Here is a 23,402-nt window from a genome sequence, read left to right on the forward strand (position 1 = left end):
GTCACGCTCCTTGCTGGGAGTCGGCCAGCTGCCGGTACAGGACGCTGCTGGCGAGAAGCTCCTCATGGCTGCCGACTGCGGTCAATTTTCCATTTTCGAGAACCGCGATGCGGTCCATTCCCGCCAGCGCCGAGATGCGCTGCGAGATGACGATCAGGGTCGTATCGTCCCTTCGTTCCAGCTTCTCTCTCAGCCTGGCGTCCGTCGAGGCGTCCAGCGCGCTCGAGCTGTCATCCAGAATGAGAATATCCGGCTGCAGGAGCAGCGTACGGGCGATAGCCACCCGCTGCTTCTGTCCGCCGCTCAGGTTCACGCCGCGCTGGCCGAGCATCGCCTCGTAGCGTTCAGGAATCGCATCGATGAAAGCCTTGGCCTGCGCATCGCCGGCAGCCGCTTCGATGGCATCCGCCGCTGCGCCTGGACGGCCGTAGGCGATATTGTCGCGGATGGAGCCGCTGAACAGATGAGCTTGCTGCAGGACGATTCCAACCCGCTTCCGAAGCTCTCCGCGATCCCACTGCTTCAATGGAAGTCCATCCAGCAGCACTTCGCCCTCGGTGGGCTCCAGCAAGCCGGCCATCAGCCCTGCAAGCGTGGACTTGCCCGCTCCGTTGATGCCGGCAATGCCGATCCGTTCTCCTTCGCGGACGGACAGATCGATTCCTGCCAGCGCAGCCGGCTGCGGACGTCCATCCCTATCCGGATACCGATACCCGGCGCCCCGAAGCTCCAAACATGACGCTCCTCTTCCGAGACTCGCCGGCATCACGGTCTCCTGGGCGGATGCCGGCTTGTTCGTTTCCGCCTCCAGCACCTCCCGGATTCTCCGCGCGGATGCCTGAGCCCGGCCGATCGTCATAAGATGATTGCCGAGGTTCATCGTGGCGAACAGAAGCTGGCTGATATAGGTCAGAAATGCGGCCATCTCCCCGGGCTGCAGGCCGCCGCTGCGGGTCAGCGCCCCGCCGTACCAGAGCGCCGCGACCGTGCTGAAATTCAGCACGATGGCGAGCAGCGGACCGTTGAGCGCGGCAAGCCGTGCGGCCCGCAGGCTGGCGTCCAGGAAGCGGTTGTTGGCGGCGCCGAACCGCTCCTGCTCGTGAGCGGCGCGCACGAACGCCTTGACGACCCGGATGCCGGATAGATTCTCTTCCAGAATCGTGTTGACCCGATCCATCGCTCTCTGCACCGATCCGAACAACGGAACCGAGCGGCGGGTCGTGAATGCCAGGAGCAGCGCGAGCAGCGGAATCATGACGATCAGCACGAGGGACAGCCTCGGGCTGATGACGATGCACATGACGATGCTGCCGGCAACGATGAACACGCTGCGGGCAAGCATCCGGAGCGCCACGAGGATGACCTGCTGCAGCTGGGCGATGTCTCCGGTGAGCCGGGTCATCAGGCTGCCCGTTCCGAAGCGATCGACGGTGTCCAATCCAAGCCGCTGCACCTTGCCGTACAAGCTGGCGCGAAGGTCATGCCCGGCATTCTGCGAAGCGAGCGTAGAATAGACCGTGCACAGCACTCCGCCTGCCAGGCCGACAAGGGCTGCGCCGAGCATGTAAGGAGCTGTCCGCAGCACCTGCGACGGATCCGACTTCATGATGCCCTGGTCGACGATCGCGGCCATGAATCTCGGCTGCAGCAAATCCATCGCGACCTCGAGCAGCATGAACAGCGGCGCTGCGACGGCCGCCCACCGATAAGGCGAGAGCTTCGCTGACAGGAGCTTGATCATTTGCCGGGAGCCTCGGCCTCGCCCGGCTGAACGTCATCTTCCTCGCCTTGCTCCAGTCCATCCAGCCAGGCTTTCAGAGCTGCATATGCGTCTGCCAGAGGCGAAGTCTTTCCTTTCTCCGTCTCCTCCGGCGCGGCAGATGCCGCAGCCATCAATTCAATCCCGTATTGGACCATGCTGTTCCAATCCAGCATGCTGAGATCGGGTCCCTTTTCGCCGCCGTATTCCTCCGCAGCTGCGAGGGAGCGCCGGTAAATCTCCTTCATCCGCTGCGCGTGGGACTTTCTCCAATCCTGCCAGGAAGGCTTGCCTGCATCCGCATCTTCTCCCAGTCTGCGGCGGTGCTCGGTTAGATCCTTCAGCCCTTCCTCCGTGATCCGGTAGGAACGGCGGCTGTCCGTGGCGGCTTCGGAAGAAATCAGCCCTTTATGCTCAAGCTTCTGAAGCACGGGATAGACGGAGCCCGCGCTTGGGATATAGCTGCCGCCGCTCTCCTCCTCCATCGTCTTCATGAGTTGATAGCCATGCATCGGCTCCCGGCTCAGCAGCTGCAGCACGGCATACTTCAAGTGCCCCCGATGGAACATCCGGCCTCCGCCATCGCCTCCGCCTCCCCGTCCTCCTCGGCCGCGTCCGCCTCCAGGATGGCGGCCGGGGCCGTTTCCGCGGCTTGGATGATGGCCATGTCCATGCTTATGCCGGATATCCGCATCTCCGCCTGCCATCCCATGCCGCTGGGCGCTCCGGAACCTCTGTCCGTCCCGGCTTCGGTTCATATCTCTCATCGCCGTTTAGCCTCCATTACGATATATCGTCAACTATCTTATTTCGAGATTACGATATATCGCATTGAGCGTCAAATCATTCTTTTCGATACATCGCGCCAAGCAGCAGTCAATTCCAATCTTCTCGCAAAAAAACCGTCAAGCTCCCAGGCGGGGAGCCGACGGTCTTTTTTTGCGATTCTATTCCTCATACTCCACGTTATGATACACCTGCTGCACGTCCTCGAGATCCTCCAGCGTATCGATGATCTTCTCGAACGGAGCCTCCGCCTCTTCCGGCAACGTCACGTAGTTCTGGGCGAGCATCGTCAGCTCGGCAACGGTGAATTCAGAGATGCCGGCTGCCTTGAGCGCTTCCTGCACGGCATGGAACTGATCCGGCTCGGCGTAGACGAGAATGTTCTCGTCTTCCTCGACGATATCGCGCACGTCCACGTCGGCTTCGAGCATGATCTCCATGATTTCGTCCAGGGATTTGTCCGCCACCCCGATGACGGCAGTCGCGTCGAACATGTAGGCGACGGAGCCGTTGACGCCCATGTTGCCGCCGTTTTTGCTGAATGCCGCGCGCACGGCCGAAGCCGTCCGGTTGACGTTGTTCGTCAGCGCGTCGACGATGACCATGGAGCCGTTCGGGCCGAAGCCCTCATAGCGGAGCTCCTCGTACACTTCGTCCGAGCTTCCCTTCGCCTTGTCGATGGCGCGGTCGATGATCGCCTTCGGCACATTGTACGTTTTGGCGCGCTCCAGCACGACGCGCAGGGCGCGGTTCGACTCTGGATCCGGCTCTCCCTTGCGGGCGGCTACATAGATTTCAAGGCCGAATTTGGCATAGATCCGACTGGTATTGGCGTCTTTCGAGGCTTTTTTTTCCTTGATATTATTCCATTTGCGACCCATTGTACTCCCGCTTTCCTGTGGATTGTCCCAATCATTATAACCGATTCAGGCCGTCAATGGACAGATGCCCGCATAGAGATGATCTCTATCTCTCGAAGCCACGGGCAGAAACAGGGACTTCGCTATTCTTTTCCGTATATAATTTTCGATGGGATTGGTATAATGTGGACCGAACAGGAGGGATTCCCATATCGGAACGAGGACATCGCTATTATGATGACGAGGACTTTCTGAAGGCTTACCAGAACCGCAGAAGTCTAGTGGACAATGCCAACGATACGCTCGAAAAACCTGTCATGCTGGAGCTGATCGGCGACCCGGAAGGCTTGCGCATTCTGGATCTGGGCTGCGGCGAAGCCTGCTTCGGCGCGGAGCTGCTGGAGCGCAACTGCGCCTCCTATACCGGCGTCGAAGGCAGCATGGCGATGTCGGAGCTGGCCCGGAGGACGCTTGCCGGTACAGCCGGCACGGTCATCCACTGCTCGATGGAAGACTGGAGCTATCCGCAAGCAAGCTACGATCTTGTGCTGTCGAGGCTGGCCCTCCACTATGTGTACGATCTGGAACCCGTGCTGGCACGGATTGTCCAATCGCTGAAGCCCGACGGCCGGCTGGTTTTCTCCGTCGAGCACCCGGTCATCACCTCCACTCTTCAGCCTTCGGGTACCCGGACCGACTGGACCGTCGACCGGTATTTCGACGAAGGTCTCAGGGAGCAGCAATGGTTGGGCTCGGCGGTAAGGAAGATGCATCGCACTCTCGAGCATTACTTTTCCGCCCTTCAAGCTGCCGGCTTGCTGATCGGGAGCCTGCGCGAGTCGAATCCCGTCCGGGAACGGTTCCATTCCGCGGATACCTACGAGAGGCGCCGGAGAATCCCGCTCTTCTTGTTCTTCTCCGCTTCTCGGCCACCTTTCTAAGCCGGTTGCTCTCCGGCATCGCCAGCGGCCTTCACCTTGCCGTATGTAATCCTCATATTGGAAGCATAGATCAGATAGCTGTCCTTGTTCAATGCTTGGGATAGGCGAAGCTCGTTCTCATACTGCGTCTCGGCTTCCTCCAGGCTGGCTCCCCGGTTGACAAGCCCGGCGATCCAGGCTGCCCTATCGGCGTCGGGGGCATCCGCGTAGCGTCCAGGAACAATCGAAAGAGACGCTCCCGGCTATCCTCAGCCAATCCGGGATGAAGGACATTGACCTTGTCCGTAACCCTGCACCCGACGTCTCGCAGTCCGGCACGGCTGAAATAAGCCGGCAATTGAATGCCGATGTTGCCGTCCTTGCCGCTGCTCGCGGCGTCCCTTTCGTACAGCTTCTGGAGCAATCCATGCTGAACGACGCTTGATTGCGGATACCCGTCCAGATGGAAGTTGGCCGAGTTCGCGATCCAATGAGGTTCGAATGCGATGACCATGCCGTTGTCCACGACGCTGTCGATCATCTTGCCGAGAATCTTCTCTGTATTCGGCATATGCAGAAGAAAGGCATGGCAAAGGGCTATATCGTATTTCCGCTCCGGCTCATATTCTTGAATGTCTCCGTACAGGAATTCGGCCTCATAAGGCAGAGAAGCGAATATTCTCTTTCCTTCTTCCAGCAGCTTGGAACCGAGATCCAAGCCGGTATAGGTCGAGCCTTCCGGAAGGAGCGGCAGCAGCTTGAGTCCGAGGTATCCGAAGCCGCAGCCGAAAAACAAAGATCCAAGATATGTCTTCCAATTCATCCCTGCCGATGATATGCTGGGAAGAAATTTTTTTGGAAGGCGGATTGTCATGAAGATCAATGACCGCGATGCCTTGCTGCTGCCGGTGCCCGAAAGCTTTGAAAGCGATCGCCTGCTGATCCGCGCCGCTCAATGGGGGGACGGGCTCCCTCTAAATGAAGCTATTGTGGATAGCATCGATGACCTCCGTCAATGGATGCCTTGGGCAAAGGAAATTCCATCCGCAGACGACTCGGAGGCCTATGTCCGGAGGTCGAGATTGAACTATCTGGAGCGCAAGGATTTGGCCTATCTGCTCTTCCACAAGCAAACCGGCCAGCTCGTCGGCTGCAGCGGTCTCCACCGGCTCGATTGGCAGGCGCGCAGCTTCGAGATCGGTTACTGGCTGCGTACTTCCTGCACCGGGCAAGGCTATATGACCGAAGCTGTTCACGCGATCACGGAGTTTGCCGTCCGCGAGCTTCAGGCAAGCCGGATTGAAATCCGCTGCGATTCCCGGAACGGGCGGAGCGCTGCCGTCGCTTCGCGCTGCGGCTTCATGCTGGAGGGAATTCTTCGCCGTCAAATGCTCGATACGAGCGGAAGCCCAAGGGATACGATGGTTTATTCCAAAGTGAAAGGGATCGAATTCTAACACCGGCTCCGGCTGATGTTCAACAAAACCGCGCAGAACCTCATGGTCCTGCGCGGTTTATTTTCCGAGGGGATTCCTATGAGAATAGCTCCGGATATTTCATTCGGGTTCACCATCGAGCATGCGGGATCAGTCCGCCCAAATTCTCGTCATCTGGACACGATGCAGTCAATCGCATGTCCAGACAAAAATTCCGCAAGCCTATCCGCTTGCCGGAGCCCCTCCGGCGTCAATGAGGCTCCAGGCGCCTGCCCGTCGGCCTTGCAATGCCTGACGATAAAAATAGAGTTCATCCTCATCTCTCCTTGGATGCATCGGCTCAATCCGAGAGCGCCCGCTGAATGGTTTCTATTGCAGCTGCGGTAATTCTCGCATCCTTCTCGTCGACAGCCTGCTGCATGAGGAGCATCGGGATGTATACCGCGATCAATCGAGCCAGCTCTTTCGTTTCCTCATCGACTACGCCGTATTCAGCAAAGAATCGCTGCCTGGCCTGGGATGGCAAATAGCTGTAAGCGACGTTGAGATCGCAAGCCGGATGGCCGACATTCATATCGCCCCAATCCATGATTCCCGATACGAGGCCGTCCTCGTCGACCAGCATGTTCTTGAAGTGAAGATCTCCGTGCAAAAACACCCTTTTATCCGCTGCTTGATCCACGCCTCCAGCAAGCAAGTACTGGCGAAGAGCGCAATAAGCCTCTTCACCCATATGTCCTTCAAGACTGGGCAGCCACTCCAGCATCCTGAGTCTTCGGGTTTCCATGTCGAGCAGATTCCGATGATCAAGCGGCGCTCCGCATTCCATGGCGGTTCCAACCGGGAATGCATGCAGCTGCCGCAAAAATACAGCCAGAGACGTTGTCGACAGGATGCGCTGCTCATCGTTCAGCCCGATAGGATAGCGGCCATGCAAATAATTGTATCCTAGAAACGAAACGGGGAATTCGACACTCGCTTCACCCAAATACAGCGGCCTGGAATAAGGAATAGATAAATGAGCAGCAAGCTGAGGCAAAATCCTCCATTCTCGCTCAAGCAGGTCTATGGCGGCTTTTCTTCTCGGAAAGCGGAACACCGTATCCGATCCTATCCGGAAGACGATATTATCCCATCCATAACCGATTGTTACGATAGGTTCTCCGGATAAATCCGGAAATTGGCTGTCGATCAAACGTCGAGCCAGACTCTCCGTCACATCCCATTCGGCATCCCATTGATTGGCGCTGATCTTCGCTCTCTCCCTTCCATGATCCTTGCGAATGCCGGCTCCTTCAAGGAAGGTGCACGCGCCGATTAATTTTCCGGATAAGTCTCCTTCAAAAATGCAACCGATCGGGTGATCAATGCCTTTAAAACTTTCGTATCGATGTCTTCCACCTTATTGATATAGACGCATGCTTTTCCTGCCGTGTATTTCCCGAAATCCTGCAGCATGGCTTCCCGCTCGGCATCGCCCGTCGCGAAATACAGGCTGATCTTGGCTTTGCGAGGCGAGAATCCGACCCATGGCGCATCGCCTTCATGACCCGACTTATATTTATAATGGTAGCTGCCGAAGCCAATGATGCTCGGTCCCCACATTTTCGGCTGACAACCGGTCGCGTCTGCAAAGAGCTCCAGCAGCTTGAATGCATCTTCGCGTTTCTTGACCGAATCGATGTTTTCAATGAACTCCAGGACGCTGTCGTCGGTTTCTTTCGTTTTCTGTTCAGGCATGAGCAGAATCCTCCTTTGGGATCAAGCTTTCATAAGAAAAAACCGTTCAGCATTCATTCTGCTAAACGGCTCTGCTTTCCTGCTGAATAAGCAGTAGGACTCAGGCATTCCGCCAAGGAATCAGCTCTTCTTTTCCGGAGCAGTCCGAAACGGACTCAAGAAGGACTTGGGCATGTCAGCCTCAAAGCGCATCAGGCTCTCCGTCACCGGATGAATGAAAGCAAGCACGCTGGCATGCAAGCCGAGCCTGCCGATGGCCTTCGATTTGGATCCGTATTTCTTGTCGCCCACGACGGGATGCCCCAGTTCTTCCATATGAGCGCGGATCTGGTTTTTGCGTCCGGTCTCCAGGTTGACCTCCAGCAGCGAGAAGCCGGCGCTGGACTGGATCGTTTTGTAATGGGTCACAGCATGCTGCCCGCCGTTGGGATGCGGGCTGGAATACATTTTCAGGGTACTGCTTTCCTTCAGCCAGGAAGAGATCGTCCCTTCCGCCTTGGATACTCTGCCTTCTACCAACGCGATGTACGTTCTTTCCTTCACCGCATCCTGCCAGTTGTTCTGGAGCTTCTGCTGGACATCCTCGCTTTTGGCGAACATCATTACGCCGGAAGTATCCCGATCAAGGCGATGCACGACGAAGATTCGGCCGGCCGGATCCTTGGCGCGGACATGGGCCATAAGCTGGCGGTAAGCGGTCATTTCCGCTTCCTTCGGCGATGCGATGGACAGCAGTCCCGCGTCTTTGCGGATGACGATGACATGATCGTCTTCGTGGAGAATCGACAGCCCTGCTAGGGGCGGGGCCTCCACCGTTTTTTCGGTTTGGACGGTCACGGTTTGACCGGGGGCCAGAGGCAGGTTGTATACGGTCGAAGGGCGGCCATCCACGGAAACTTGTCCGCGCGCGAGCATGGATTTCACCGAGTTGCGGCCGGCACCGGACAGCTTGATCAATAAAAAAGCGAGCAATTCCGCCGGCTCTTGGACGGCATACTGCCTGGATGCCGGCGGCTTGGCTTTTGGGGCGTTGGATTTCTTTCTGTTCATCTCTAGGTAAACCTCCGGTATGGGCCTATATAGGAATAAAGTCGATTATGTTCACAATCAGCCCTACAACTATACCATACAGGCAGTCTTGTTAAAAACAGCCTTCACAAGTCTGCAAGCCATCCTGCGCACCCACCTTTTAAGGAGAGATGCGCCCGTCGGCAAGCTGCCGATGACAAGCTGGGAGGTCTGGAGCTACATGAACGAACCGGGGAACATCGGGATGATTCCGGAGATCGGCATCGACCACAAGCTGTGGAAGGAGGATCGAAGCCGCAAATCGATGTTCATGATCAATGGAGCTTATTTCTTCAAAGACGATGCCATGACGGCCCGAATGAGCATGGATGATCTCAAGGGCATCCGCTGGCGGAATGCCAAGCTGGACTTGACTCCGGTCAAGATCCCTTATCGAGGCAAAGCGACCGGCGTCCTCATGCTCTCCCACTCTAAATTCGTCATGAAAATCGCCGAGGTCGGCGGGGAGCCTCTCAAAGTCCCCTCGCAGTAGCAAAAAAACACCCTCCAAAGGGTGTTTTTTTGCTATCCAGATCATCGTCCCGGGTTCATGCGGACGGAGGCTTGTCTTCGGCTCCATGATTATCCCCTGCGTATCGTCCATGGCTTGGTACGGCGATCTCATCGAATCTGTCCGCAAGCCTCGATAAGCCTTTCCTGAGCGCTTCCCCTCCCATTGGGACTCCATGGCCGGTTAGTGCGAGGGCCGGGTCCAGCTCGCGCAGGCGGCGCACCGAGACTTTGGAGGCATGCCAGTCCGGCGTGAAATAGACAGGAGGTCCATGCACCTCTTGTTCCTGCGTCAGGACCGCCCAGGCAGACTCCTGCTTGACGGTGATGAAAGCATCGCCCGCGATGACGGTCCGATCCCGATCCCGGAACAAGGAAATGTGGCCGGGTGTATGGCCCGGAGTATGAATCCACCGCCATTCCGGCAAATGCGGGACATGTCCATCGGAAGGAAGCGGCTGGACGCGACCGCCAAGTCCGAGTCCATGACGAGGATATAGAGGCGAGACGGCCGTCATGAGCCCGCCTCCCGCCGCCGTATCCGGCTCGGGATAATCCTCCGTGCCTTGAACGTAGGGGAGCTCCAGCTCATGGGCGTAGACGGGAACATCCCATCCCTCCAATAGCTTTTCCAGCGAGCCAACATGGTCGAAATGACCATGAGTCAGTACGATCGCCTTCGGGGGAGCCGAGCCGAACCTCTCCTCGGCCGCATCCTGAATCGACCGGGAAAATCCCGCGATTCCGCAATCGACGAGCACCCAATCTCCAGAACCAGGCTTGCCGATCATGACAACATTCGCAATCATCGTTCTCTTCAGATCCAAGTCTTCCGGCAGCGCGGTCATATGCACAGCTCCTTTTACCTCAGCATGCCCCCTAGCCGCCCGCTGCATTCTCTTTCACTCCGCCTTGACGACGGCATGGCCGCCGAATTCGTTGCGCAGCGCCGCGACCACCTTGCCGGTGAACGTATCGGATTCAAGCGAACGATACCGCATCATGAGCGACATGGCGATGACCGGAATCGCCGCCTGGAGATCGAGAGCCGTCTCGACCGTCCACTTCCCTTCTCCGGAGGAATTCATGACGCCTCGCAGCTCCTCGAGGTCCGCATCCTTGGCGAAAGCCCGTTCGGACAGCTCCATCAGCCATGAGCGGATGACCGAGCCGTTGTTCCACACCCGCGCCACTTTCTCGTAATCGAAGTCGAAGCCGCTCTTCTCCAGCACCTCGAAGCCTTCGCCGATCGAAGCCATCATGCCGTATTCAATTCCGTTATGGACCATCTTGAGAAAATGCCCGCTGCCTGACTTGCCGGCATACAGATAGCCGTCCGGAACCGCCGTGTCCCTGAAGATCGGCTCCACCACCTCCCATGCTTCCGGATCGCCGCCGACCATGTAGCACGCGCCGCTCCGGGCACCCTCCATGCCGCCGGAAGTACCCGCATCCACATAGTGGATTCCGGCTTCCTTCATCCGCTCGTATCTGCGGATCGTCTCCTTGTAATGCGAATTCCCGGCTTCGATGACGATGTCTCCCCGTGACAACAGGCTCCCGAGCTCCTCCAGCACGCCGTCGACGACTTGATGCGGAACGAGGATGAGCGCGATCCTCGGCAGCGGCAGCGAGTCTGCCAGCTCCTTCAAGGTGGAGGCTCCTTTCGCTCCTTCCTTCCGGAGCTCCTCCACGGCCTTCGGATTCACGTCGAATGCCGTTACCTGATACCTGTGATCCATCAAATTCATTCCCAAATTCATGCCCATCTTGCCAAGACCGATCAAGCCGATATGCATCTTCCGCTTCCTCCTCTATCCTTGTCTTCCTTTCCTTACCCGGAGAGAAGGAATGGGAAGCTTAGTCTTCCCGGAACGAATTGATGCATGCAAAAAAAGGAGATTCCGCCATCATGGCGGGATCTCCTTCTCCTATCCTTCCAGCAGCGCCTGGCCGATGTACTGCCCCTCCCGGATTCCTCCGGGACAGGCATACATCGCGCTTGCGATATGCTGGGTATATTCGTTGAGCTTGTCCCTGCTCTGCATCATACGCAGCATGGGGATGAACTGTTTCGACGGATTGCGCTGATAGCTGAGGAACAGCAGCCCCGCGTCAAGCTGGCCGGTTCTGGAATCGATCGCTCCCGTATAAGAGTATGCGCGCCGATGAATGCTCTGTCCGGAATCCTTCGCGAGCCGGACATGGGAATCGGCAGGCAGCTCGGCTTTTACGACCGGGTCGAATTCGGCTTTCGTCCCGTACGCGGCTCCGCTGTCCTTGGATCGGCCGAACGTATCCTCCTGGGCTTGAAGCGATGAACGGTCCCATACCTCCAGCAGCATGCGGATTTTCCTGTAGGCGAGATACGATCCGCCCTTCATCCAATCCGGCTCATCCGTTCCCGCCCACAGAACCTCGCCATAACCCTGCGGAGTCTGATGCAGGATGTTGGCGGTGCCGTCCTTGAAGCCGAACAGGTTGCGCGGCGTCTTGCCTTCCGGCGCGCTGATGAAGCCCTCTTCCGTCCAGTTGACCACGGCGGAGCCGGTCGCGAGCCGGATCAGGTTGCGAAGCGCGTGGAACGCGACCTGCTGGTCGTTCGCGCAGATCTGGACGACGATGTCCCCGCCCTTGAAGCCTTCCTCGATATGGTCCTTGGGCATCCGGGGGATCTCCTCCAGATACAGCGGTTTGCGCGAGGCGATGCCGAAACGGTCCGAGCCTTTGTCGAGGAAAAAGGAAGTGCCGAATCCGTATGTGATCGTCAAGCCGGCAGCTCCAAGATCCATCGCTTCGCCGGTGTCTGCCGGCGGGAGCAGCCCGTTGCCGCTGCTCTGCCTGTATCCGCCCGAAGCGCTGAGGTCGCTGAAGCGCGTCCACTCCTTGAGCATGGCGATCAGCTCGGCTCGGCCGATATCGAGGATGCGGAAGCTTGCCAGATACATATAGGTCTGCTGTGGCGTTGCGATTCCTGCCTGGTTCGGCCCGTAAAAAGGCGTCTCCCGAGACGTTTCCGCCGAAGCCTTCTTCTGGCCGAGAGCGGACAGCACGGCTCCCGCCCCTCCTCCACCGAGAGCGAGCGCCGCGCCGGCAACTGCAGACAGCTTCAGAAAGTCTCTTCGCGATACTTTCGACGGGTTCTCGTCCATTGTGTTCACTTTCCTTTCGCTGCGGTTCGGATTACAAAATAGCCGCGGTCTGGGTCATCAGCTCCGACAGCTGGCTCAGCTTGTCGCTGATTTCCCGGATCTGGTCGGTCGTCAGTTTGTCATAGGCGACATAATCGCCGCTCTTGCGGTACGTGAGCAGCATCGCTTCCATGTCCTGGAACTGCTTGTCGAGCTTGTCCGCAAGCTCCGTATTGTGCTCGTTGAGGGCAGGGATGATCGCCAGATAGACCGTCTTGGAGCCGTCGACGTTGGCGGCGAGGTCGACGAGATCGCTTTTGGAATAAATCTCTTCTTCCCCGGTAATCTTGGATGTCGCCGCCTCGTTGATCAGCTCGATCGCTCCGGCAACCATCGTCTTGGCATCAAGCTTGATATCCTGCACCTTCGCAGCCAGCTCCTCGGTGTCCTTCACCAGCTGATCGGCATAGACATCCATGCCGGCCAGCGATTTGTCCGCCCACAGAGCTTTCTCGATCCGGTGGTAGCCCGTCCATTCGCTTTCATTCTCGACGTCTGCCAAGCGGGCGTCGATCCGGGGATCCAGATCGCCGAAGCTTTCCGCCACAGGCTCGATCGTTTCAAAATAAACGCGCGCTTTCGTATACTCCGCCTTGGCCGCTTCCATATCGCCGGATTTGACGGCGTTCGCGAACACCTTGGTGGAATCCGCCAGCGCGTTTGCCTGCTCCTTGACGAAAGCCTCGTAATTGACGACAGCCTTGTCCAGCAGCTCGGAAGAGCTGCTGCTCGACGGCTTGGCCTGCTGCAGCGCATCAAGAGCCTGCATCAGCTTTTGAGCGGTTGCCGCGAGAGCATCGTAATCCACTTTGTCGTAAGCCGATGCCGAGAAGATCGGAATTTCATGCTTTTCAACTTCCGTGTACTCAAGCGGGAAAGCCGTTCTGACCGTATTTTCATAGGACAGCCAGATGTCGTTGATGGCTTTGCCCTGCTTCTTGACTTCGTCCAGGTCCTTCTTGGACAGAGCATCCTGAAGCTTGCTCGTCTGCTCCTTCATTTTGGATGTGCCGTCCAGCACAGCCTGGTTGTCGCCTGCTGCAGCCGACGAATTGGAGGCTCCGGAATCGGCCGCGGATCCACCTGTTCCTGTATTTGCCGAAGAACAGGCGGAGAGCAGCAGAATGCCGCCAAGAGACAATGCCGTCAGAGCTTGAGCGCGTTTCTTCATAGAATTCAGATCTCCTATCGATGATCAATCGTTTTTATTAGGTCGCGGTTTTCGTCCGGCCTGCACGGCCTCCGAGCCGCTTGAACCACCCAGGCGCGGAGCCTGCCAGGGCGAGCAGCACGAAGACAAGCTGTGGAAGCGTGCTGTACCAGGAAGGAAAAAGGCTGATCGAAGCCCACTGAGGCAAGTAATCCTTCACGTCGGAAGGGATAACCCCTGCCATTTGCAGGCTGTGGATGCCGGATCCAAGAAATTTGAAGCAGAGGTAGAAGACAACGAGGCTGGACGCCAGAAACAGCGGCCGCACCGGAAGCTTCTGTCCTGCCTTCAGAATGGCGAATGCAAGGACGAACAGCAGTCCGAACCCTGCCCCGATGCCGGCGGCGAGCGTCCCCGGACTCATCTTGCCTGCCAGTCCGATCAGGAAGATGACCGTCTCCAGTCCTTCACGCAGGATGGCGAAGAAGGCGAGAAGGCCAAAGCTGACCATGCGGCCGCTCGAGGCGGCTTTGTCGCTCTGGCGGTTCAGGAACTTGTTCCAGCGGCCGATATCCGCGTTGCGGTGGAGCCAGTAGCTCACATAGAGCAGGAGCAGGCTGGAAAGGATGCCGGTCCATCCGTTGATCAGCGAGTTGCTCCCTCCGAATGCCTCCGAAGAGAACAGGATCGCGATGGCAAAACCGGCCGCGAGGCAGACAAGCATGCCCAGCGTCGATCCTCCGATTACCCACCGCTTCGCCGCTGCCGAATTGGATCGGCCAGCGGTCACGAGCAGCGCGCCGACGACAAGAACCGCCTCGAGACCTTCTCTCAGAGGGATCAAAGCGGCGTCCCACCAGTTGTATCCAGCCTCCGCAAGAGGCGCAAGACTGTCGGCCATTCTCTTCAAGACCCCGGATGCCTGCGATCGTTGGCCTTCGTTAGCCAGATAGGCATCCGCAAGGACGAGATCGCGTTCCGTGTCGTTGTATGCTTTCTGCGAGCGGCTGACGACATCGCCCTCCACGGCCAGCCACTGGCTCTGGAGCTGCTTGACCAGGCTCGACGCTGCCGGCCAATCCTGATGGTCGGCTTTGTTCCGGGCTTCGACCAGCTTGGAGATGTAGACGGCCAGCGTCATCTTCGTCTTGCCGTCATTTCCGGCGTAAGCGCCGTCTTCGTAGTTATGAAGGGAAAATCTCAGCGCGCCGGAAGTATCGAGAGCTCCGGACATATCCTTGGTCAATAAGGACAGGGATAGATCGGCGATCTGCTTATCGATCTCAAGGGCGAGGTCAAGCGACTCTCCCTTGACCTCCGCTTTATGAAGAGTCCACCATTTCTTGACGGCTTTGAATGTTTCTGCGGCTGCCTGGCTGTCCTTCGCTTCAAGGCTCGCATAAACTTGATCCGCTTGTCCCGATATGGCGGGCACATTCCCTTTTGCATTGCTGTCGCCGGCTCCGCTCGCCCATGCTGTCCGGCCCGCCATCAGCATGGCTGCCAGCATCCCGAGCAGCATCAGCCTGACGATGCGCATACTTGCCGCTGCTTCCAAATTCAAGTCCATCGGCCTCCGAATTGCAAATCATATTGATAATCATTATCAGTTGATCAGTAAATAATAAAGGAATTCTTGTTTGAGTGTCAATGTATTTTTCTTGACGGTTTCACTTGGTTTTACAAATTCAAATCTATGGTTTACATAATTATTCTTACTATGATGTCAAGTATAAATAGAGCCTGCATCGATTGCAGGCCCTTCTCGCTTCTACCTCTTATCTTTTTTGAAAAACCATCAGCACGGAACGAGCTGTGAACTCTGTTTTTTCCTCATATTTCTCTTCTTCAACGGCAACATCGTCCCGTTCTTCCCGGAGCAGATTCCAATCGGCGTATGCGTCACGCAGCAAGCGGTCCGCTTCCTCTTCCGGAAGATTGAGCTCGATCTTCTCGTCAAGCTTCTCCCCTGTTGCCGCCACTCTCTCGGAAATTCCGGTATTCATGGCCAAGCAGTGGATGCCGCCGTTCCGGGTTGCTTGCTGCAGTTTCCCGATAACGGCTCTAAGGGCATCCTCCGAGGAAACATGCTCCAGACAGCCGCAAGCGACGACATAATCATAGGTATCCGGTTCGTAATCCGCTTTTTCGGCATCACACCGTACCGCCTCTACTTGCTTCTCGACTCCATACTTCCGAGCATTTTCCACCAGCTTGCTTACCGCTTCCTGCAGCAGATCCGTTCCGGTCAACCGGCCTTTTCCGGCCTCTTGCAGCCTCTTGGCGATCGGAATGGCATTGCGGCCTGATCCGCAGCCAAGGTCCAGCACAGCTGGATTCGGATTGCCGGCGATGACGAGCTCCAGGTATTCCATGACAGCCGGGATCGGTTCCGACAGCCAGCTGCCCGGCTCCAGAATCTCCTCGGTCTCATACAGATGGGCATGATAAGTTTTCTCCGATTCCCTCGCTTCTTCAAAATCATTCTTGGGCATGGGGATCCTCCCTTGCATTCAAAGTGTATGATCCCTTCATACCCTGCTTCAGGCCTGTTGAAAATGGCACTCTCTCAAGCTTCGGCCTCCTCTGCCGGCTTGAAGCGGTCCTTGGAGAAGAGATACCAGAAAATGACGGCGATGAGCGTATAGATGACTGCCGTCACCGAAAAAGCCCACGCATACCCTTGGTAAGGCCCGTATTTGGCGACTAGGCCCGTACTGATCGGCGCTGCGATGAACCACCCTAGATTGAACATCGCTTCGCCTGAGCTCGCTGCCAGTCCCCGGAGCGAGCGATGCACATACTTCATCTTGATCGTATTGTAGAACGGATTCGCGGCATTCATCAGCGCCTGACGGAACAAGTACCCTGCGCCGGCAAGCCAGAATTGATGCGTATAAGCGGTCAGGACTAGAAACGGGATGGAGCTGAGCTGAAGCCATACGACCGCCTTGACCTCCCCCATCCGCCGGGCGATGGCCGGACCGAGCAGATAGGCGACAGCCGTCGCGCCTTGGCCAAGCGCAACGACGAGGCCGATGACCGACTTGGACGCCTCGAAGCGATCCTCGAAATAAACGTTGAGATAAGGAACGACCATTCCTCCCGCCATCGAAGATAGCAGGCTGAGCAGCGTGAAGGCGCCGATGGCGTAGAGCGAGGAGCGATGCTCCTTCATCACGGCTTTGAGCCGAACTCCCTTCACGGGGCTCGGCGACTGTGGAGCTCCTTCCTTCGAAATGGATGCCCCTGCCTCTTCCTTTCCGAACAGGAGGACGGGAATCAGCCCCGCCCCGGTTATGGCGGTGCCGATCAGCAGCGTTAGCCGCAGGCTGAGCACTTCGCCCAGACCCGCATGCTGCAGCAGGTCGGTGATGAAGCCGCCGGCCAAATTCCCCACCACGTTGGCTGCCATTACGAGCGCCATGTTGAAGCTGAACAGATGGATCCTTTGGCGGGCGGTCGAGTTGTTCGCCATGAACGGCAGTATCGTCGCCGATACGATCGCCTGTGCGATGCCCCCTGCGAACGCGGATCCGGTCAAGCCGCCCGCTCCCGGAAGCCAGGCGCGGAGGACGAGCGCCGCGACGACTGCGGCAGCCCCGATGCTGATCATCCGCTTCGGTCCGAAGCGGTCATTGGCCAAGCCGGCGGGAATCAGGATGAGCGCGGAGGCGAGCGCGGTCATGCCGACGATCTGGCCGACCATCGTCGGCTCGTAGCCAAGCGCTTTCACATATAAGTTGTAGACGAGGCTGTACATGCCGAGCCCCACGTTCCAGAGCAGGTTGAACACAAAAAACAACCGGATATTCCGGCTGTAGCTCTGGATTTGCATCTGCCATTCTCTCATGAAGTTGGACATGTTACCCATACTACCTCATGCGGCAGATTCCGACAATACTTCCAACAAGTCTATCCGGGTGCACAAAAAAAGAGCTTGTTCGACAACCGAACAAGCTCTGGGAAGCCAGGATCAGACAATCTCCGCTCCCAAGCAGGTGCGGAAATGCCGCAATGCCCATTCATGTCCGGCCTGGTCGAAGCTCGCGACCGCATGCTCATGGATGAAGAGGGAGTAATGGAGATTATAGGCGTCCACAGCCGTGTGCAGGATGCAAATATCCGTGCAGTCGCCGACCAGATGCAGGTCGGTGATTCCTCTCTCCCGCAGCCGCAGATCCAAGTCGGTTCCGGCAAAAGCCGAATAACGGGTCTTGTCCATGTAAATGACGTTGGGCATCTCCTTGATGCTCTCGTACGTTTCGGCCAGCGAGCCGTACAGCTCTCTTCCCCTCGTCCCTCTCTGATTGTGAGGAGGGAACAGCTTCGTTTCGGGATGCCACGGATTTCCTGCCTCATGGACGTCGACCGCGAAAACGACCAAGTCTCCGGCTTCCGCGAATTCCCGGGTAAGCCGGACGACCTCCTCCTCGATGGCCTGTCCTGGCTTGCCGCATGTCAACGCGCCGTTATCCGCTATGAAATCATACGTGTAATCGATATTGATCAGTGCTCTCATGCCGTTCATCCTCTCTTCCGGATCTTCTTGCCGGCTATCGCCGGCCGCTCTCCCGTTTCGTTGACGGATTGATCCTGATCCGCTACGATTCGTGATGAAGGAGGCGTATACGAAATGAATGCATTCATAGGTTTGGGAGCCGCCGTCATGTTCATCGGGGTCGCCCTCGGCGCTTTCGGCGCCCATGCGCTCAAGCGCAGGCTGAGCGAAGACAAGCTGGCCGCATACCAGACAGGAGTTCTGTACCAGCTTGTCCATGGAATCGGCCTTCTCGGCATCGGGCTTGCCGGATTCTTTTCCGACTCCGCCCTGCTGGCCGCCGCCGGCTGGCTGCTCGCGGCAGGCATCCTGTTGTTCTCGGGAAGCCTTTATGCCTTGAGCCTGTCCGGAATCCGCAAGCTGGGAATCATCACGCCGATCGGCGGCCTTGCTTTTCTGGCTGGCTGGGCGCTGATGGCCGCCGCTTTTTGGCTGTAGTCCGCTACTTATGCAGGGATGCTGATTTCCGCCCCGGCGGAAATCAGGCCATCGGCACAAGACGCCTCCTTAAGATTGGACAAGACCGGGCATCGGCGACAGCTCCAGCGGCAAGGTCCGTTGGGAAAGCACCAGATCGCCTGCCGAATCCAATCCATATACCGACATCGCCATTTCCGAGAGATCGTCCACATTGTTCAGCTGCATCTCGTAGACCGTCAATCCGGAAACGCCGAACGAACAGGTAACCGCCGAGTTCGAAGGCACCATGAACCCTGCCACAATAGATAGTCGACAAGGCAACGAAGAGCAACTGCCTGCCCGGCTGGCGCCTTACAGACGGTCCAGCTGCCTGCGTTCCGCGCTTGGCTTGCATTCCCGGCACAAGCCGACCACGCGGCCGTTCTCGTCGGAATAAAAGCTCAGCCGCGCAGCCGGCTTGCGGCATGAGGAGCATAACTGAGATCCCGGCTTCGCGGCTGCGCTGTCGCTTCTGCCTTTCCGGGACCGGTATGCGTTCATCTTGACGATCTTGCTCTTGCCTTGCCGGCCGGCAGCCCGGTAACGGCGCCAAGCCCATGCTGCGGCTGCCGCAATCGCCGCCACGGCTATCCAATATCCGGTCATAGCCTTCTCCTCCCAAGCAAGTGGATAATTTCAACCTGTCAGAAACATCAAGGTTCTATCTCCATTTTTTCAAATGTCTCCCAAAAGCATACATGACGAGCAAATGAACTTGCGCTTGAGAGTACTTATACAGCAACCAAGGCAGCGACGGGATGAAATCGTGGATGGCCGCGAGGCATTCCCTTGATCCTGGCAGCAGCAGGAAATCAAGCCTCCCTCGGCTCCCTTTCCCCGTGTGGGCCAGCAGCCCTCCGCTGATCTCGAAGGTGAAGCAACGGGAAGCGCCCGCTGTTCTGCGCTCAGTCAGCTGCAGGAGAGGCTGCGGAATCCCTGCCGCATACATTCGGCATTCCCCTGGTATATTCCTGTCGATCCGCAGCAGCGGGCGGCCGACGCGGGACAGCCAGTCCAGATAATAGAAGGCCGCCTGCTCCGCGTCCATGCCCCCAGGCAGGCTGAACCTTTGGACGGATCGGACATCCGGCCTCCTGTCCGTCTCTTTCCTGAATTCCGCTCGCCCGGCAGCCTCGCGGACGGTCTCGCCTGTCCCGATCCACACCGTATCCGCGCCATAGCCCAAGGCTGCGCAAATGGCCGTCGCTGCATGAAGCGGCTCTGCGCCGCCCGCTGCGATGACGGTCAGCGGCACTCCGTGAGCAGCGAGAATGCCCTCCACTTCCCGCTGCCCTTGGAAGCTACTGGCTCTCCCCCGCTTCGACGGGCCAGGCGGGATGTTCCCGTCCAGGCAGATGATCCGCTCTACGCCGTTCGCCGCGGCGGCATATGCGAAATGCTCCGCCAGCAGGGCATCCAGGTCCCGCGATGTCCCTTGGGTCAGCCTTGCAGAAGGCTTCCCTGCATGGATGAGGTATACGGCAATATCGACATCAGCCAGAGCCTGCACGGCTTCTTCCTGCGAAAAGAAATCGCATGTCCGCCACGTCAGTCCTTCATCATGATCTCTGGCCGCAGGATGCCTGCCGATGCCGACGAGAACGGTCTCGGGCGGCAGCATGGCGGCAAGCCTGCTCCCTACCGATCCGCCAGCGCCGGCGATCGCGATGACCGGGCGGCGGCTTCCCTCTCCTGCTTTGCCGGCAGCGATAAGCCAATCCGGCCTGATGGCCTTCTTCAAAGCCCCGCCCCCTTTCATTCCTATACAAATTCATACCCTGTGGACGCGATGGTCAAAAGAAGAATGACTTGAAAGCATTCTATTGCGCACAGTAGGCACCTTGTGAGAATATAGCGGTATCCAAATTCTACAAGGAGCGATGAACCGATGCGCAAAAATCTGGAAAGATTCAAGCAAGCGCTGCAGAACGAGAACAAGCTCGCCGGGCATGAAGGCGTCCTGATCGCTTTCGACCATCTTCTCGACCTCCTTGAAGAACATGAGCAGTATCACCGCGTCGAGATCGGAGCCCGCAGCATCAACAGCGAGAAATCCAACGGCGAGGTCGAAGCCGCTATTCGGCAAGAGACCGAGTTTTTCCGCAATGCCGTTCATACGGTCATCGACCGGACTGTCGCCGACTTGGTCCACAAGGGCCAGAAAGACTGGAAGAAATTTTACGACCGGGTCGATTGACGGCCTGAACTTGCCTGCCCCAAGCCGGGGCAGGCTTTTTTTTTCATTGTCTGTTGGGAAGGCCGTCCGCCCTTACTCCTTGTCCACTCTATGAATAGAGTGAACCATAACCGAGAGGGGTGACAGATTATGGCCAAAACAACTATCATGGTCACCCAGTCCGTATCGGCCGATGCGATGATCCGCTATGTGGCGGGCGTGAACCTTTAGCTCAGCGGAGAAATCGCAAGGCAGTTCTTGGCCGTGCCGCCTGCTACGGCTTGCGCGGAGACATCGCTCTGTGCCAATCGATCCATGAGACGAACTGGTTCCGCTTCGGCGGAGATGTCCAGCCTTCGCAGAACAACTTCCCGGAATAGGCGGTACGGGAGGCGGCAATCCGGGCGCGGAAGCTCTCGTCCTTCAACGGCTGCACAGCCAGTTGCAGGCCTGATGCTGCAAGCGCCGCGACAGCGGCGCCTACATAATGATGCCGTCCTCGCATAGCGGTTCATACTGCCTTCAGAGCTGCCTGGATTCCATGAATCGCTTGATATAGTCCAGGAAACGGCGGGCTGCCGGAGACAGCAGCTTGAACGAGGAAGCGGCGATCGCCAGCGTCCGGTAGCGCCCGTCCTCCAGCTCGACCATCGCGGCGTGATGATCTCTGCCCTGCAGCACGAGCTCCGGAAGGATGCTGATGCCGAGGCCGTGCTCGACCATGGCGATGATGGCATAATCATCCGCCGTCTCGTACTTGATGCGGGGCCTCTGGATGACCTCCTCGAGAATGCGCCGGACGTCATAGTCGGAGCCTTCCTTGGGGATGATGAAGTCCTCGCCTTGAAGCTGCTGGAGAGACAGGAACGGCTGGCCGGCGAGCGGATGGTCGGCCGGCAGCACGCAGAGCATGCGATCCTTCTTCAACGCCAGCGTGTCGAGGCCCTCCCGGGCCGGAAGGCTCAAGAAGCCCATATCCATGCTGCCGTCGGTGATCCCTTCCTCGATATCCCGGTAATCCCCCTCGATCAGCTTGATCTCGATTCCGGGATAGTCTCGGTCGAACTCCTTGATCATTTGCGGCAGCCAGTGGACCGACACGCTCGTGAACGTGCCGAGCCGCACCGTGCCTGCCTGCAGCCCTTTGATCGCCGCGATTTCCTGCTGAAGCTGCTCTTGCCAGGACAGCATCTCGCGCATCGGCTTCAGCACCCTCTCCCCGTTGACGGTGAGCTGGATGCCGGAACGGCTGCGGGTGAGCAGCTGGATGCCGAATTCCTTCTCCAGGCTGCCGATCGCATGGCTCACTCCCGATTGGGTCAAGCCCAGCGTTTCCGCTGCTTTTGTCAAGCTTCCGAGCTCGACGACAACGCTGAATATTTCGTATTTGACCAGACTCATGAACGGCTGCTCCATTCCTTCACAATCATGAATTTCCATCATGCAAAACATGAATAACATTCAATTCACTTATGTTATGGTTCCTAGTATACTTTACCATCGGAAGATACGACAAGAAGAGGACGGGAACACGAACATGAAGAAGTCGGAATGGCTGCTCGTAATGGTAACGATATGCTGGGGATCCTCCTACCTGCTGATGAAGCTGGCGTTGGATTCAGTCGGGGAAATGACGTTGATCGGACTGAGGTTCGGCATAGCCTTCGCGCTTACGGCCGTGCTCTTCCATCGGAAGCTGAAAGGCTTGTCCTTGCATACGACCGGTTATGCAGCTTTGCAGGGAGCGCTGCTGCTCGGCGTCTTCGTCACCATCACGTACGGCCTCAAGACGACGAGCACGTCGAATGCCGGCTTTCTGGTCAGCCTGACGGTCATCTTCGTGCCGATCCTGTCCGCCGTGTTCATGCGCCAGAAGATGAAGCCGCAGCTGACGGCCGGCATCAGCCTCGCGATCGCGGGCATCGGCCTGCTCACGTTGAAGATGCCTCTCAGCATGCAGCCGGGAGACATTCTATGCATCGCAGCGGCATTCTTGTATGCCGTATATGTGCTCGTCACCTCGCGGGCTGTCAGGAAAAAGGTCGACATGTTCCAGCTCGGCATCCTGCAGCTGGCGTTCACAGGCGGTTACGGCTTCGTCCTTGCCTTTCTCCTGGAGAAGCCTTCCCTGCCGCATTCGCTGGACGGATGGCTCTCCGTCGGCGCTCTGGCCGTCGTCTGCAGCGCATTCTGCTATATCGCGCAGCCGCTCGCCCAGCGGTATACATCCCCGGCCCGGGCAGGCCTTATCTTCGCGCTCGAACCCGTCTTCGCCGCCCTGTTCGGCTATCTGTTCGCAGACGAGGTGTTGAAAGTGCAAGGGTATATCGGAGCCCTGCTCGTCATGTCTGGCGTCCTCGTATCGGAGTACGGAGGGCGCTGGCTGTCGGGGCTGCGCAAAAAAAAATCAGGCCAGCCGGCCGTTCCGGCCGAAACCTGATTCACGCCATGGCGCATGCCTGGCTTGCCGCGCGGGCTTTGCCCGCTGCCGCGAGCGCGTGCTCCATGGCCGTTTTTTTGATCTCATCCGGATGAAGGCTGTCGCGGCTGAACATCTCGCACAGCGCATCCTGCGCCGCCTGCACCGCGAGCGTCTCGTTCTGCAGCAGATACATGCATACGCTGTAACAGTCCCGCTCGGCCGCGCGCAGCCGGCGAATCCTGTCGGCTTGATCCCTCTTGCTCATGATCCAATCTCTCCCCCGTGGCATTGCTCTATCTATAAGACGAATGATACCGCCATTATGTAGCACCTACATACGCACAAAACCAGTATAAGGGAATTC

At 57.8% G+C, this 23,402-nt stretch carries 28 protein-coding genes; 6 read left to right on the forward strand and 22 right to left on the reverse strand.

All coding sequences use genetic code 11. The features are described from left to right. Position 1: 1 nt before the first annotated feature. The 4 genes from ACLBWT_RS15910 to ACLBWT_RS15925 all read right to left on the reverse strand — a co-directional run bounded on the left by ACLBWT_RS15910 (position 2) and on the right by ACLBWT_RS15925 (position 3,426). Entirely contained in the window at positions 2-1,741 is a 1,740-nt protein-coding gene (locus tag ACLBWT_RS15910; protein ID WP_447664106.1) for an ABC transporter ATP-binding protein, read from the reverse strand. Further along, entirely contained in the window at positions 1,738-2,328 is a 591-nt protein-coding gene (locus tag ACLBWT_RS15915) for a PadR family transcriptional regulator (RefSeq protein ID WP_447664107.1), read from the reverse strand. The genes ACLBWT_RS15910 and ACLBWT_RS15915 overlap by 4 nt, the downstream gene beginning before the upstream one ends. Next, a complete protein-coding gene (locus ACLBWT_RS15920; RefSeq protein WP_447664108.1) occupies positions 2,307-2,471 on the reverse strand; it encodes a hypothetical protein in 165 nt (54 codons plus the stop codon). Before ACLBWT_RS15920 ends, ACLBWT_RS15915 begins: the two co-directional genes overlap by 22 nt. Positions 2,472-2,706: 235 nt before the next feature. Beyond that, entirely contained in the window at positions 2,707-3,426 is a 720-nt protein-coding gene (locus ACLBWT_RS15925) for a YebC/PmpR family DNA-binding transcriptional regulator (RefSeq protein WP_076355726.1), read from the reverse strand. A 164-nt stretch (positions 3,427-3,590) separates the two neighbouring features. On the opposite strand from ACLBWT_RS15925, the gene ACLBWT_RS15930 reads away from it, so the two are divergent. Beyond that, entirely contained in the window at positions 3,591-4,346 is a 756-nt protein-coding gene (locus ACLBWT_RS15930) for a class I SAM-dependent methyltransferase (protein WP_447664109.1), read from the forward strand. A gap of 88 nt (positions 4,347-4,434) precedes the next feature. Here the strand turns inward: ACLBWT_RS15930 and ACLBWT_RS15935 are convergent, their stop codons facing one another. Continuing rightward, the gene (locus tag ACLBWT_RS15935; protein ID WP_447664110.1) at positions 4,435-5,148 is read right to left on the reverse strand and encodes a methyltransferase; all 714 of its coding nucleotides are present in this window, start codon (positions 5,146-5,148) and stop codon (positions 4,435-4,437) included. Between the two features lie 49 nt (positions 5,149-5,197). Here ACLBWT_RS15935 and ACLBWT_RS15940 point away from each other — a divergent pair, with 49 nt between their 5' ends. Then, a complete protein-coding gene (locus ACLBWT_RS15940) occupies positions 5,198-5,782 on the forward strand; it encodes a GNAT family N-acetyltransferase (RefSeq protein ID WP_447664111.1) in 585 nt (194 codons plus the stop codon). Between the two features lie 319 nt (positions 5,783-6,101). On the opposite strand, the gene ACLBWT_RS15945 is transcribed toward ACLBWT_RS15940, so the two are convergent. The 3 genes from ACLBWT_RS15945 to ACLBWT_RS15955 all read right to left on the reverse strand — a co-directional run bounded on the left by ACLBWT_RS15945 (position 6,102) and on the right by ACLBWT_RS15955 (position 8,551). Then, positions 6,102-6,980, reverse strand: coding sequence for a phosphotransferase (locus ACLBWT_RS15945; protein WP_447664112.1), 879 nt, complete (start codon positions 6,978-6,980; stop codon positions 6,102-6,104). Between the two features lie 98 nt (positions 6,981-7,078). Further along, the gene (locus tag ACLBWT_RS15950) at positions 7,079-7,501 is read right to left on the reverse strand and encodes a DUF1801 domain-containing protein (protein WP_447664113.1); all 423 of its coding nucleotides are present in this window, start codon (positions 7,499-7,501) and stop codon (positions 7,079-7,081) included. A 120-nt stretch (positions 7,502-7,621) separates the two neighbouring features. Continuing rightward, a complete protein-coding gene (locus tag ACLBWT_RS15955) occupies positions 7,622-8,551 on the reverse strand; it encodes an RluA family pseudouridine synthase (RefSeq protein WP_447664114.1) in 930 nt (309 codons plus the stop codon). Positions 8,552-8,750: 199 nt separating this feature from the next. Between ACLBWT_RS15955 and ACLBWT_RS15960 the strand changes: the two genes are divergently transcribed. Further along, positions 8,751-9,062: a hypothetical protein gene (locus ACLBWT_RS15960; RefSeq protein WP_447664115.1), complete on the forward strand. Its 312-nt coding sequence runs from the start codon at positions 8,751-8,753 to the stop codon at positions 9,060-9,062. A gap of 55 nt (positions 9,063-9,117) precedes the next feature. On the opposite strand, the gene ACLBWT_RS15965 is transcribed toward ACLBWT_RS15960, so the two are convergent. The 8 genes from ACLBWT_RS15965 to ACLBWT_RS16000 all read right to left on the reverse strand — a co-directional run bounded on the left by ACLBWT_RS15965 (position 9,118) and on the right by ACLBWT_RS16000 (position 17,942). After that, positions 9,118-9,927 (reverse strand): MBL fold metallo-hydrolase, encoded by an 810-nt coding sequence (locus ACLBWT_RS15965; RefSeq protein ID WP_447664116.1) that lies wholly within the window; start codon positions 9,925-9,927, stop codon positions 9,118-9,120. 54 nt (positions 9,928-9,981) lie between these two features. Next, the gene (gnd, locus tag ACLBWT_RS15970; protein ID WP_447664117.1) at positions 9,982-10,878 is read right to left on the reverse strand and encodes a phosphogluconate dehydrogenase (NAD(+)-dependent, decarboxylating); all 897 of its coding nucleotides are present in this window, start codon (positions 10,876-10,878) and stop codon (positions 9,982-9,984) included. Between the two features lie 132 nt (positions 10,879-11,010). Further along, on the reverse strand, positions 11,011-12,231 hold the full coding sequence (efeB, locus tag ACLBWT_RS15975) for an iron uptake transporter deferrochelatase/peroxidase subunit (protein ID WP_447664118.1): 1,221 nt from the start codon (positions 12,229-12,231) through the stop codon (positions 11,011-11,013). A gap of 31 nt (positions 12,232-12,262) precedes the next feature. Next, on the reverse strand, positions 12,263-13,441 hold the full coding sequence (gene efeO / locus ACLBWT_RS15980) for an iron uptake system protein EfeO (RefSeq protein WP_447664119.1): 1,179 nt from the start codon (positions 13,439-13,441) through the stop codon (positions 12,263-12,265). A 37-nt stretch (positions 13,442-13,478) separates the two neighbouring features. Next, positions 13,479-14,984 (reverse strand): FTR1 family iron permease, encoded by a 1,506-nt coding sequence (locus tag ACLBWT_RS15985; RefSeq protein ID WP_447664120.1) that lies wholly within the window; start codon positions 14,982-14,984, stop codon positions 13,479-13,481. Positions 14,985-15,198: 214 nt separating this feature from the next. Further along, complete coding sequence (locus ACLBWT_RS15990; protein ID WP_447664121.1) at positions 15,199-15,915, reverse strand: class I SAM-dependent methyltransferase; 717 nt, start codon at positions 15,913-15,915, stop codon at positions 15,199-15,201. Positions 15,916-15,989: 74 nt separating this feature from the next. Next, on the reverse strand, positions 15,990-17,285 hold the full coding sequence (locus tag ACLBWT_RS15995; RefSeq protein ID WP_447664122.1) for an MFS transporter: 1,296 nt from the start codon (positions 17,283-17,285) through the stop codon (positions 15,990-15,992). 111 nt (positions 17,286-17,396) lie between these two features. Beyond that, positions 17,397-17,942, reverse strand: coding sequence for a cysteine hydrolase family protein (locus tag ACLBWT_RS16000; protein WP_447664123.1), 546 nt, complete (start codon positions 17,940-17,942; stop codon positions 17,397-17,399). Positions 17,943-18,056: 114 nt separating this feature from the next. Between ACLBWT_RS16000 and ACLBWT_RS16005 the strand changes: the two genes are divergently transcribed. Then, positions 18,057-18,419 (forward strand): DUF423 domain-containing protein, encoded by a 363-nt coding sequence (locus ACLBWT_RS16005; RefSeq protein WP_447664124.1) that lies wholly within the window; start codon positions 18,057-18,059, stop codon positions 18,417-18,419. Between the two features lie 69 nt (positions 18,420-18,488). On the opposite strand, the gene ACLBWT_RS16010 is transcribed toward ACLBWT_RS16005, so the two are convergent. The 3 genes from ACLBWT_RS16010 to ACLBWT_RS16020 all read right to left on the reverse strand — a co-directional run bounded on the left by ACLBWT_RS16010 (position 18,489) and on the right by ACLBWT_RS16020 (position 20,181). After that, positions 18,489-18,689 (reverse strand): hypothetical protein, encoded by a 201-nt coding sequence (locus ACLBWT_RS16010; RefSeq protein ID WP_447664125.1) that lies wholly within the window; start codon positions 18,687-18,689, stop codon positions 18,489-18,491. A 63-nt stretch (positions 18,690-18,752) separates the two neighbouring features. Next, the gene (locus tag ACLBWT_RS16015; protein ID WP_447664126.1) at positions 18,753-19,046 is read right to left on the reverse strand and encodes a hypothetical protein; all 294 of its coding nucleotides are present in this window, start codon (positions 19,044-19,046) and stop codon (positions 18,753-18,755) included. 55 nt (positions 19,047-19,101) lie between these two features. Beyond that, on the reverse strand, positions 19,102-20,181 hold the full coding sequence (locus ACLBWT_RS16020) for an NAD(P)H-binding protein (protein WP_447664127.1): 1,080 nt from the start codon (positions 20,179-20,181) through the stop codon (positions 19,102-19,104). A 147-nt stretch (positions 20,182-20,328) separates the two neighbouring features. Between ACLBWT_RS16020 and ACLBWT_RS16025 the strand changes: the two genes are divergently transcribed. Then, positions 20,329-20,637 carry a hypothetical protein gene (locus tag ACLBWT_RS16025; RefSeq protein ID WP_447664128.1) on the forward strand — a complete coding sequence of 103 codons (309 nt, stop codon included), beginning with the start codon at positions 20,329-20,331 and terminating at the stop codon, positions 20,635-20,637. A gap of 253 nt (positions 20,638-20,890) precedes the next feature. Here ACLBWT_RS16025 and ACLBWT_RS16030 read toward each other — a convergent pair whose 3' ends face one another. Beyond that, complete coding sequence (locus ACLBWT_RS16030) at positions 20,891-21,121, reverse strand: hypothetical protein (RefSeq protein ID WP_447664129.1); 231 nt, start codon at positions 21,119-21,121, stop codon at positions 20,891-20,893. Positions 21,122-21,138: 17 nt separating this feature from the next. Then, positions 21,139-22,017 (reverse strand): LysR family transcriptional regulator, encoded by an 879-nt coding sequence (locus ACLBWT_RS16035; protein ID WP_447664130.1) that lies wholly within the window; start codon positions 22,015-22,017, stop codon positions 21,139-21,141. A gap of 136 nt (positions 22,018-22,153) precedes the next feature. Here ACLBWT_RS16035 and ACLBWT_RS16040 point away from each other — a divergent pair, with 136 nt between their 5' ends. Beyond that, the gene (locus ACLBWT_RS16040; protein ID WP_447664131.1) at positions 22,154-23,056 is read left to right on the forward strand and encodes a DMT family transporter; all 903 of its coding nucleotides are present in this window, start codon (positions 22,154-22,156) and stop codon (positions 23,054-23,056) included. Between the two features lies 1 nt (position 23,057). Here ACLBWT_RS16040 and ACLBWT_RS16045 read toward each other — a convergent pair whose 3' ends face one another. Then, positions 23,058-23,303 (reverse strand): hypothetical protein, encoded by a 246-nt coding sequence (locus tag ACLBWT_RS16045; protein ID WP_447664132.1) that lies wholly within the window; start codon positions 23,301-23,303, stop codon positions 23,058-23,060. Positions 23,304-23,402 lie beyond the last annotated feature (99 nt).

The organism is Paenibacillus sp. D51F (assembly GCF_053345695.1).